The organism is Rhodoferax sp. ZS1R8 (genome assembly GCF_056521325.1).
On the sequence record NZ_JBWMBA010000152.1, the window covers coordinates 1 to 1,133 of the forward strand.

General features: G+C 51.4%; 1 protein-coding gene. It reads left to right on the forward strand.

What is annotated here, in order from left to right:
* Positions 1-1,133: glycosyltransferase family 4 protein (locus tag AC097P_RS24570; protein ID WP_479613031.1), on the forward strand; the 1,133-nt coding region annotated here is incomplete at both ends.

Below are 1,133 nucleotides of genomic sequence, written 5' to 3' on the forward strand. Positions count from 1 at the left end.
GCTGAACTCACTTCGCTGTACCCGCAAGACGAGGCGCATCTGCTTTTTGTTCCGGATACTTGGCTGCACAAGGCTCTTTGGCGGGTCAGCCAATGGATTCCGACACGATTGGCTGGTTTTACTACTGGCTTTGCCATGCGCGTGGCGACCCAGTTGGTGCAAAGGCGTTTTATCAAAGAGCTTGTGAAGAAGGAGGGGATTACCGTTATTCATCAGCCCATGCCTGTATCGCCCAAAGAACCGTCGTTGATGTATGGTTTCGGCATACCAGTTGTCATTGGTCCAATGAATGGTGGCATGGACTATCCTCCCGCATTTAGGGGCATGCAAGGCGGGGTTGAGCGCTTGTCATTGAGATTGGGCCGTGCTTCGGCAAATGTCATGAATAGACTATTCCCTGGCAAGCGCAAAGCTGCGTGCCTTTTGGTTGCCAACGAGCGCACCAAGCGGGCGCTTCCATCAAGTGTTGCAACTTCTCGGTGCGAAATACTGGTTGAAAATGGCGTCGACCTGTCTCTTTGGCAAGACTCGATTCTATCAACAAGAGTGCTGAAACCCTTTGGTGAGGTGACCCATTTTGTATTTATGGGGAGACTTGTTGATTGGAAGGCGGTCGACCTTTTGCTGAATGCATTTGCATGTGCGGCGAAGTCATGTCCCATTTCCCTTGAAATTATTGGAGATGGGTTGGAGCGAGGTGCTTTGGAGCAATTGGCAAACGAGCTTCAACTACTTGGAAACCAACAAGAGGCAGGAAAAGTTCACTTTGCGGGTTGGCTCAACCAGGTTGAATGTGCCAGTTACATTCGAAGCGCTGATGCGCTGGTCTTACCGAGTCTGATGGAGTGCGGTGGTGCAGTGGTGCTTGAGGCTATGGCGATGTCACTGCCTGTTATTGCAACCAATTGGGGAGGTCCCGCCGACTATCTCGATGCTACTTGCGGAGCGCTGATCGAGCCCATCACACGCGATGCCTTCGTCGCTGATTTTGCGGTGGCGATGCAGGAGTTTTCTCGGGCCCCTGAAAAGCGTACTTCCATGGGATTCGCTGGCCGTAGAAAAGTGTTGTCTCAGTTTGACTGGGAAGTAACAGTAGATCAGATGTTAACGATTTACCAGTCACTGTCAGAACA